The sequence below is a fragment of the Streptomyces sp. NPDC005794 genome, assembly GCF_042871445.1.
Classification (GTDB): domain Bacteria; phylum Actinomycetota; class Actinomycetes; order Streptomycetales; family Streptomycetaceae; genus Streptomyces.
On sequence record NZ_JBIAIN010000044.1, the window covers coordinates 1 to 8882 of the forward strand.

Annotated in this window: 8 protein-coding genes and 1 pseudogene; 7 read left to right on the top strand and 2 right to left on the bottom strand. The window is 67.3% G+C overall.

The window, feature by feature from the left end:
- Nucleotides 1-563: 563 nt before the first annotated feature.
- Nucleotides 564-1226 (top strand): annotated as a pseudogene (locus ACFYQ5_RS35820) (DEAD/DEAH box helicase family protein); the annotation flags it as partial.
- 102 nt (nt 1227-1328) lie between these two features.
- On the opposite strand, the gene ACFYQ5_RS35825 reads toward ACFYQ5_RS35820, so the two are convergent.
- On the bottom strand, nt 1329-1937 hold the full coding sequence (locus ACFYQ5_RS35825) for a TetR/AcrR family transcriptional regulator (protein ID WP_389203780.1): 609 nt from the start codon (nt 1935-1937) through the stop codon (nt 1329-1331).
- Nucleotides 1938-2030: 93 nt separating this feature from the next.
- On the opposite strand from ACFYQ5_RS35825, the gene ACFYQ5_RS35830 reads away from it, so the two are divergent.
- From ACFYQ5_RS35830 to ACFYQ5_RS35845, 4 genes are all read left to right on the top strand, one after another.
- Entirely contained in the window at nt 2031-2780 is a 750-nt protein-coding gene (locus tag ACFYQ5_RS35830; RefSeq protein WP_389203781.1) for an SDR family NAD(P)-dependent oxidoreductase, read from the top strand.
- Between the two features lie 351 nt (nt 2781-3131).
- Nucleotides 3132-4181 (top strand): SDR family oxidoreductase, encoded by a 1050-nt coding sequence (locus ACFYQ5_RS35835; protein WP_389203783.1) that lies wholly within the window; start codon nt 3132-3134, stop codon nt 4179-4181.
- Nucleotides 4182-4370: 189 nt separating this feature from the next.
- Nucleotides 4371-4778, top strand: a complete 408-nt coding sequence (locus ACFYQ5_RS35840; protein WP_389203785.1) for a hypothetical protein — start codon at nt 4371-4373, stop codon at nt 4776-4778.
- A 50-nt stretch (nt 4779-4828) separates the two neighbouring features.
- Complete coding sequence (locus ACFYQ5_RS35845; protein WP_389203792.1) at nt 4829-5098, top strand: hypothetical protein; 270 nt, start codon at nt 4829-4831, stop codon at nt 5096-5098.
- A 646-nt stretch (nt 5099-5744) separates the two neighbouring features.
- Here the strand turns inward: ACFYQ5_RS35845 and ACFYQ5_RS35850 are convergent.
- A complete protein-coding gene (locus ACFYQ5_RS35850; protein ID WP_389203787.1) occupies nt 5745-6212 on the bottom strand; it encodes a MarR family winged helix-turn-helix transcriptional regulator in 468 nt (155 codons plus the stop codon).
- Between the two features lie 950 nt (nt 6213-7162).
- Here ACFYQ5_RS35850 and ACFYQ5_RS35855 point away from each other — a divergent pair.
- Together ACFYQ5_RS35855 and ACFYQ5_RS35860 are read left to right on the top strand one after the other, a co-directional pair.
- Nucleotides 7163-7378: a DUF6243 family protein gene (locus ACFYQ5_RS35855; RefSeq protein WP_389203789.1), complete on the top strand. Its 216-nt coding sequence runs from the start codon at nt 7163-7165 to the stop codon at nt 7376-7378.
- Nucleotides 7379-7855: 477 nt separating this feature from the next.
- Nucleotides 7856-8833: an IS4 family transposase gene (locus tag ACFYQ5_RS35860; RefSeq protein WP_389203791.1), complete on the top strand. Its 978-nt coding sequence runs from the start codon at nt 7856-7858 to the stop codon at nt 8831-8833.
- The last annotated feature ends 49 nt before the right edge of the window (nt 8834-8882 follow it).

The window sequence follows — 8882 nt, forward strand, 5'->3', positions numbered from 1 at the left end:
CCCGCGGAGCGGGTCATGCGGCGGCAAGCCGCCGCATAGCGCACCGAATTGCGCAAGCGCAATTCGGCATTCCCTCCGCGAGCGGAGGGAATGAATTCCGCAAGCGGAATTCTAAAGACTGGGCAATTCGCGCAAGCGCGAATTGTGGGAGTCCCCGCAAGCGGGTCCTCCTTGGCTGGCTACGCGGGGAGGGTGCATCGCGTGCGGGCCTGTGTAGGGTTTGGGATCCCTAGCTATCGCCCGCGCAACGGCAGTGACGGGTCATCGACCTGACGGGTGCCGGCCCGCACCGCAGTTGACGGGTTCCGCTGCGCTCCACCCTGCCCCCTCCCTCGAAGTTGTCCAGTCAAGTTCACTGATGCCTCGTCAGCATACAGGGAAGCCGGCCGATCATGGGCGAGAATAAGTCACGCGTCATCTTAGGGAGTGAAGCCGTTGCCTGAATGATGCATCACGAATTAATGCTGTGTAGTATCTGGGATCAGGCACTACACCCCCCAGCACCGCGCGCCAGGGTTTCCTTTCTGATTACGCGCCGCATTGCGAAAAGGAGAACACGGGGCATGGCCGTGAAACTGCGTGACCACCAGATCGAGGCCGTTGCCGCCATTGTGCGCGGCTTCGATATCCAGCCGGGTGGTATTCCGTGGAACGGCCTTCGTGGGCAGGTGCACGCTGCGTGTGGCACGGGAAAGACGATTATTGCGGCAGCGTCGGCAAAGCGGCTCGCTTCCAAGGGCCGCGTTCTCGTTCTGGTGCCGACGCTGGACCTGCTGGCGCAGACGGTGAAGGCGTGGCACGAGGTCGGGCACACGGGGCCGGCGGTTGCTGTCTGCTCGCTCCAGGACGACCCGGATCTGTGGAGCCTGCGGGTCCGTTCCACGACGAATCCCGTGCAACTGGCCCTGTGGCACGGTTCGGGGCCGGTGACCGTCTACGCGACGTACGCCAGCCTCGGTGTCCTCGCTGAGGCTTTCGAAGGCGCTTACGGACAGCAGCTGGCCCCGATGGACCTCGCCGTGATCGATGAGGCACACAGGACGAGTGGGTCGATGGGGAAGGCGTGGGCAGGGATCCACGGCCAGAGCGTGATCCCGGCGGCGCGGCGGTTGTACATGACGGCAACGCCGCGGATCTGGCAGGAGCGGCCCAACTGGGACGTAGGCGAGGGAGTTCGGGAGGCGCTGCCGAGGGAGATGGCGGCCTCAATGGACGACGAGGCAGTCAATCCTCGACAGGGTCAGGCGCTGATGGGCCGGTCTGCGAGTGAGCACCAGCCGGCCGAACCATAGGCCGACGCGCCCCAGGATCAATCGTGGGGCAGCCCGTCAGGCCGGGGGCCAGGTGTGGAGGGCGGCATCTGCGACCTGTTGGAGTTCGTCGCGGGTGGCGCCCACGGCCGCCTGGACCGCGATGCCGTTCGCCATGGTCATGAGGTAGCGGGCAAGGGTGTCCGGGTTTACGCCGGCGGGCAGGTCGCCCTCGTCGATGGCCCGTTGGAAGCGGTCGCGAAGGTGTGCCCGGTTGTCATTGCGCCACGCGGCAAGCGCGTCGCCGGCACTCCGTCCGAGGCGACCCGCGGCCAGGAAACCCTGGACACCGAGGCATCCGGCCGGACAGCCGGCCCGGGTGGAGGCATGGACGGAGCCGGTGAGGTAGGCGGTGGCCACCCCCCGGGCGGTGGGCTCCCGCAGTGCGAGGGCGCTGTAGGAGGCAGGGCCCTCGGCGTAACGTTCCAGGGCCTTTCGGAAGAGGTCCTCCTTGTTACCGAAGGCCGCGTACATGCTGGTCTTGGTGATCCCCATGGCGCGGGTCAGGTCGGTGAGGCTGACGGCGTCATAGCCGTGTTCCCAGAAGACGACCATGGCCCGTTGCAGGGCCTCGTCGGTGTCGAACCCTCGCGGCCGGCCGATCGGTGCCCTGCTCGTAGCTTCCACACTCCAGATCATACCCCTTCTGTTCCGATCGGACCAGAAGTGCTACGGTCTACTTCTGTTCCGATCGGAACAGAAGCAGGGAGAGGTTGCATCATGGGAATGCTCGAAGGCAAGACGGCTGTCGTCACGGGCGGCGGAACGCGAGGCATCGGCCGGGCCACCGCTGCACGGCTGGTGGCCGAGGGAGCGCACGTGTTCATCACCGGCCGGCGCGAGGCCGAACTGAAGGAGGCGGTCGAGTCCATCGGCTCCGCGGTCACCGCGGTGCCGGGCGACATCACCGACCCGGCCGATCTGGACCGGCTGTACGACACGGTGCGCGAGCGGGGGCGTGGCCTGGACGTGCTGTTCGCCAACGCGGCCACCGCCTCGTTCGCGACGCTGGAGCAGATCACCGGCGAGGACTTCGACCGCATCTTCGAGGTCAACGTCAAGGGCACACTCCTGACCGTGCAGAAGGCGCTGCCGCTCCTGAATGACGGCGCCTCGGTCATCCTGAACGCCTCCACGGCCGCCGACCACGGCACACCGGCGTTCGGCGCGTACGCGGCGTCCAAGGCCGCCGTCCGGTCCTTCGCCCGGACCTGGGCCAACGAACTCAGCAGCCGGGGCGTTCGCGTCAACGCGATCTCGCCCGGGCCGATCGACACATCCGGCATCACCGAACTCGTCGGCGAGGAAAGCGCAGCCGCTTTCAAGAAGAAGCTCGGCGCCGAAGTCGCGATCGGCCGGATCGGACGCCCGGAGGAGGTCGCCGCCACTGTGGCCTTCCTCGCTTCCGCGGGCAGCAGCTACATAATGGGCGCCAACCTGTACGTCGACGGCGGTGAGAACCAGATCTGAAACCGTCGCGCGGCCCGGTGACCGCCAGGATCGTCGCATCGCAGCCCGGGCAGGCATCACCGACGACGTGCACCGTCGGGCAGCCACTCCAGCATGTGGTCACCTGATGGGACCCGGGCTCGCGGTCGGCACCTCCAGAACAAGCCCTCCTCGGCGGAGGACTACGCATGGACCGATCCCGCCCCCGGCCATGGCACGGCCGGCCGTGCGGGACTGCACTCCCACCCGCGACAGCCCACACAAGTGGGACCCGTCGCGTGATCCACCTGGTCATGACACTCACACCTCACCGGCCACATCTCCGTTCAGCGCCCGAAGCATGGGCAAAAAGAATATTTCGGCAGGAAACCCATGAGCTCCCCCCAGCCTGACACCGTCCTGGTCACCGGCGCTTCCGGCTTCGTCGCCGGGCACTGCATCGAGGAACTGCTGCGGCACGGATACACCGTCCGCGGCACGGTCCGCGACCCAGCCCAGACCGAAAAGGTCACCCACTTGACCGCTCTCGCAGCCGATCTCGGCGGGCGTATCGACTTCGTCGCCGCCCACCTGGACACCGACGAAGGCTGGGCCGAAGCGGTCGACGGATGCACCTTCGTACTGCACGTGGCCTCACCGAACCCACCCTCGGTCCCACGCACCGAGGACCAGGTCGTCCGACCCGCGGTCGACGGCACCCTGCGCGTACTGCGCGCCGCGGCCGCGAGCGACACCGTCCGCCGCGTGGTCCTGACATCGTCATCCCTGGCGGTCAACGCCGGCCGCGCCGAACCCGAGAACGGCCACCACACCGAGGACGACTGGTCGCCCATCGAGAACTGCTCGCCCTACGAGAAGAGCAAGACCCTCGCCGAGCGCGCCGCCTGGAAGTTCTACGCCGACCTGCCCGACAAGAGCCGCCTCGACCTGGTCACGCTGCTCCCCGCACTCGTCCTTGGCCCTCTGCAGCGCGCCGAAGTGAACACCTCCAACGCGGTCGTCCAACGGCTGCTCGACCGATCCATGCCGGCAGTCCCCGACCTCGGCTTCAGCCTCGTCGACGTCCGGGACATCGCTACCGCGCACCGATTGGCCATGGAGAACCCGCGAGCCCCCGGCAACCGCTACCTCTGCGGTGGTACGTACACCTCGGTGCTCGACATGGCCCGCGTCCTCGCCACCGAATTCGGTCCCGCGGGCTTCCGCGTCCCCACCCGGCGCCTCCCCTACTGGGCAATGTGGCTCGCCGCCCGCTTCGACCCCGCCCTGCGCCTCGCCCTCGGCTACGTCGGCCGCCCCGAGCGGCTGTCCAGCCAGAAGGCGATCGACGAACTGGGCTGGACAGCACGCCCTGCCGCGCGAACCCTTCGGGAAACCGGACAGAGCCTGCGCGACCACCACATCGTCCACTCGCGCCACTGACCGCCAGACGCATGCTGAGGCGTCATCTCATTTGGGCGCGGCTCCTTTCGGGGGATGACTGAGCTGGGAAGACGCTGATCGGCAGTGCTGGGGCGGCGGCTTGCTTCTACCGTGTTGAAGTGGGGGTGGGGCGCCGTGGTGTCTTTGCCGGAGGAGCTTGAGGGGCGGGAGGCCGCAGCTTGGCGGTGTGTGGAGGAACTGCAGGCCGAATCTGCGGAGTTGACCGTCCAGCTGGAGAAGGCCCGCGAGGAGCTGTCGCGGCTGGAGATCACGCGGGAAACCGTCACGAAGGTGCTGGCCGAGCTGTCGGCCGCGGGCAGTGACGTCGAGGCGGACGTGCCGGCGGAGCCGGAGTCGCAGCCGCACGCAGTGGGAGCGGTGATGATCCCGCCGTGGCGGGAGGCTGGTGACATCGGTGCTGCCGGACGTGTATCGGGACATCATGGAGGTCGTCGCGGACGCACCGGGCCCGTTGCAGGCCAAGCTGGCTTCGTTCACCTTCAGAGCGATCTCTGGGGGGAAGGTCTTCACGAGTTTCGGTTCTGGTCCACTTTCCGTGGAGGGCTGACTGAGTGGGATGTCAGTAGCGTGTGGTGAGATCACCGGACTCTGCTGCCGTGACTTGCTGGGAGTCCGCCTTGAAGCCCGTGTACTCGTCTCTGACCCACGCCCTGGCCGAGGCTTTGGTCGACGTCCTGTGGTTCATCGAGAGCAGCGAAGACGAGCAGATGGATCCGGACGACGCCGTCAAGGTCCTGGAGGGTGTCGCCCACCTGGCCAGCAACCTGTCGAGCGACCAACGGAGCGAACTGATCGGTCTGCTCGGGACGATGGCCGAAGCCGAGTCCGACCCCGCGCGGCGGGAGTTCCTGGAAGGGTTCCCGGACGGCTTCGGCCTCCTTGATGATGCCGTCTGACCTGTGCATCACGAGTAGAGCAGGACGCGCTTACAGAGGAGATGAAAGCCGGCCCGGCCGAACATCTGGCCACAGCCTTGAGCCGAAGGTACTCCGTCTCGGTGAGGGTCTCCGGCCGACGCAGGAGCCATCCGGCGACGACCCGGGGGGACGGTGGCCGAGCGGTGACGGGGCCCGGCGAGAACCGCTTCTCCCGGAAATAGGCACGAACCCGCTGGTAGCTGCCCTGACAGCCAAGCGAAGCAATCTTCTCCCACACCGTCCAGGCATTGGTGCAGCCCTCGGCCCAGCGGTCGTTGAGGTAGGTCGCCGCTGGTGGTGAGATGAGACGCCTGGTCCGCGCCGGTCCAGGCGAACACCTCCAGCAGTACCTCCGCGACAGGCCCACCCGATGAGCGACGCTTTCACCGCCGCCCGCAAGGCCAGCAGCGACGCCGGCTCCCCCTCCGGCTTCAGCGCCGTGAAGTGGAGCTGGCCGTCGTCCTCGACGCCGTGACATCGGACCGCGCGAGGACGATCCTGCGGGGGTCACTCTGCAGGAGGAAGTGGAGGGGGTGGAGATCATCTGCGTGCACAGCACCGCCTCCGTGTGAGGCTCCCAACTCGCCCCGGCACGCCGGGCCGGCGACGGCAGGTGGTCCCGGGCTCAGGGCATGCCACGGACCGGGCGCTCGGGACGCGGCGTTGCCGGCAGGGGCGGGGTGAGGAGCGGCTCGAGCAGCTGAGCGAGCTGATCGCGCTGTTCCGGATCGAGTCGGCCGGTGGCCGGCGCGAGGGCGTCCCGGGCTTCCTCGTACAGGCGCTGGGTGAGGTCGCGTCCGGCGTCGGTGATCAGCACGACGACGGCTCGCTTGTCCTCGGGGCTGGTACCGCGTGTCAGCAGCCCGCGCTGTTCGGCGCGGGCGATGAGGCCGGACAGGGTCGACTTGTCCAGGCCCAGGAAGGCTGCAAGGTCGCTCATGCGAGGGCGTCGGTCGCGCAAGATACCGAGCACGCGCAATTGGGTGAGGGACAGGTCGTGCTCGGCGCCGATGCGGGTGAGAACGCCCATGACCTGGAAGGAACTGCGGACCAGGCCGTCGATCAGGGCGTCCGTGGAGTCGTCGGGAACCATGCGTGCCACCCTACTTGACATCATTTGTATTACCAACAACCCTAATAGTACTTTGTAATACAAACCAAGCTGTGGGAGTTCCTCATGACATGCCGCGGTTGTCACGACGTACGACGCTCCGCCGTCTCCGGCGAGCACCCCGAGCCTGTGTCCCAGGGCGAGCACAAGATCGTCGTGGACGTTTCTCGCGGCGGACCTGCACCACCTGAACCGGTCCAAGGCGAACGGCACTCGTTACTCCGCCACTGGCGCCTTCCCGCCGGTGCCCGGCGTCGGTGGCATCGTGCGCGACTCTTCGGGCTACCTGCGTTACGCGGTCCGGCACCCGGCTGGCCGTCAAGGCCGCCCTGGACGAGGACGAGGACCCCACCGGCCGCAAACTCACCGGGGTTAGCGTTTGACGGTGCTCATGGCCAGGCCGAGCCGGCGGGAGCATTGCCGACAGGGGCGCTGATCGCGCACCGGTGTCGCTTGCGCAAACCGAAGAGGCGCGACCTCGACCACGTCTGGAAACTGGGACCCGGGCAAAGAGTGCGTCCGCCTCCCACTACCAGGCCCAGCGGCGACGGCCTGGTCTGCCTTCTCGAGGTGGGAGAAGTCCTCGTAGTCCCGACGGCCGCAGCACACAAAGTGCGCGGCCCGCGCGGCCCGGCTCCAACGCGGGCATCGCCGGGAGGCTCAGCCTGTATCCTCGTACGGGCTTTCGGGATCCTGGGCGTACGACCGGGAGCCCGACGCGAGCAGCAGCGGGAACTGGACCATCGTGAAAGATGGCAGTCCAGAACCTTGGTCTGCGGGGCCGGTGGAACCGGGTAACGTCTTGGTCATGTTCTTCCAAACGCCGATTTACGAGTGAGAGCGATGGGCCCCCTCTGACGTCCTTCGACGTCGCCGCGACCGTCCCCCACCGATGAATCCGTAGACCACTTCACATCATTCCGGGAGAACCCGTGACCGTGAGCAAGAACATCAACAACCCTGTGGGTATGGGTGGCGGCCAGCGTAAGAAGCTGTCCCGCGCCGAACGGCAGAACAATGGGCCGCACCGCAACCTCGACCGTCAGGGCGCCGCCGACCAGAAGGCGCAGCTGGTACGCAAGATGCGCGAGAAGGCAGCCGCAGCTGAGGGCGCCGGGCAGACGGGTGACGACACCGCACAGAGCTGAGGCACCGCCGCCGCAGGGCAGCCCCGTCACCCCGCCCCGAGCTGCACCAGCAGCGCCATCGTCGGCGTAGCGCCTAACGGACTCCTGTTGGACATGAAGTCGATCCGCCGCACGACCCAAAGTGCCCCCGGGGCAGCCGCCACGCCGGTGTGCCCGACGGCCGCCCCCGGACCGCTCATCCTTTGCATGAGTGGCGCGCTCCGCAGGCCGGAGTGTGAGGCGAGAACGCTCAGGGTCTGCTGCGAGAGGGGACCCTGGCAGCGGGGTCCGGAGTGTTGTGCCGGGTGAACGCCCACAAGGCGAGCCCGAGGCTGAAGTTCCCCCAAGGCCGGGTAGTTAGCGTTTTCGCAGGTCACACAAGGGAGTTGAAAATCTCCTGACGTAGCACAATGGAGCTCGTTGGTACGGGCAGTCGTCCAAGACAGCTCGTATCGCAAGGGAGCTCCGTTGCCCGCTCATTCTGTCCTTCCGCCCGCGATGACGACCATCACCCGAACGGTCACGGTGGCCGCGGGCCGCTTCGCGCCCGGCCATCTGGGCGAGCTGACTGCGATCGTGCCGTTCGAGCTGGTGGACGCTGTCCTGAAGGAGACCCGGACCGTGCAGCGGCGGCTGCGTGATCTCCCTTCCCGTGTCGGTGTCTATCTCCTCCTGGCCATGTGTCTGTTTCCCGAGGTCGGCTACCGGCTGGTCTGGGACAAGCTGACCGCCGGCCTTGCCGGGATGCCGATCGTCTGTCCGAGTACGAAGGCGTTGCGTGATCTGCGCCGCAGGCTCGGCAGCGCGCCGGTGCGGGCGTTGTTCGAGGTGCTGGCTGGGCCGTTGGCTCAGCCGACGACGTCGGGGGTGCGGTTCGGTCCGTTCCGGACGGTGTCGTTCGACGGCTGCAGCTCGATCAAGGTGCCCGACAGCGAGCGGAACCGGGACCGGCTGGGACGGTGTCCGAACGGCGGCTACCCCCAGGTCGAGTTGATGACGCTGGTCGAGACCGGCACCCGGTCCGTCATCGCGGCCGTCTTCGGCCCCACCCGCAGGGGCGAGATCTCCTATGCCACCGCGCTGCTGGAGCATCTGGGCCCGGAGATGCTGGTGTTGTGGGACCGAGGTTTCGACGGCAACGACTTCTTCGCCGCGGTGCACGCCACCGGCGCACAGATCCTCGGCCGTATCAAACATCGGCGTCGCCTGCCGGTCCTGCACCAGCTCGCCGACTCCTCCTACCTCTCGGTCATCGGAGGTGTCCGGGTACGCATCATCGAGGCCCGTGTGAGCATCCACTGCTCGGACGGCAGCACCTTCGACGGCTCCTATCGCCTGGCAACCACTCTTGTGGACGCCGACCGCTATCCGGCCGAGCGCCTCGTGTTCCTCTACCACGAGCGCTGGGAACACGAAAGCGCCTACTACGCCCTGAAGCTTCCCCTTGATCGTGAACACCTGGAAACTGGGACCTGAGTGGTTCCAGAGGAAGCAGTGACCAGGTGGCAAGCAAGTACCAGAAGCG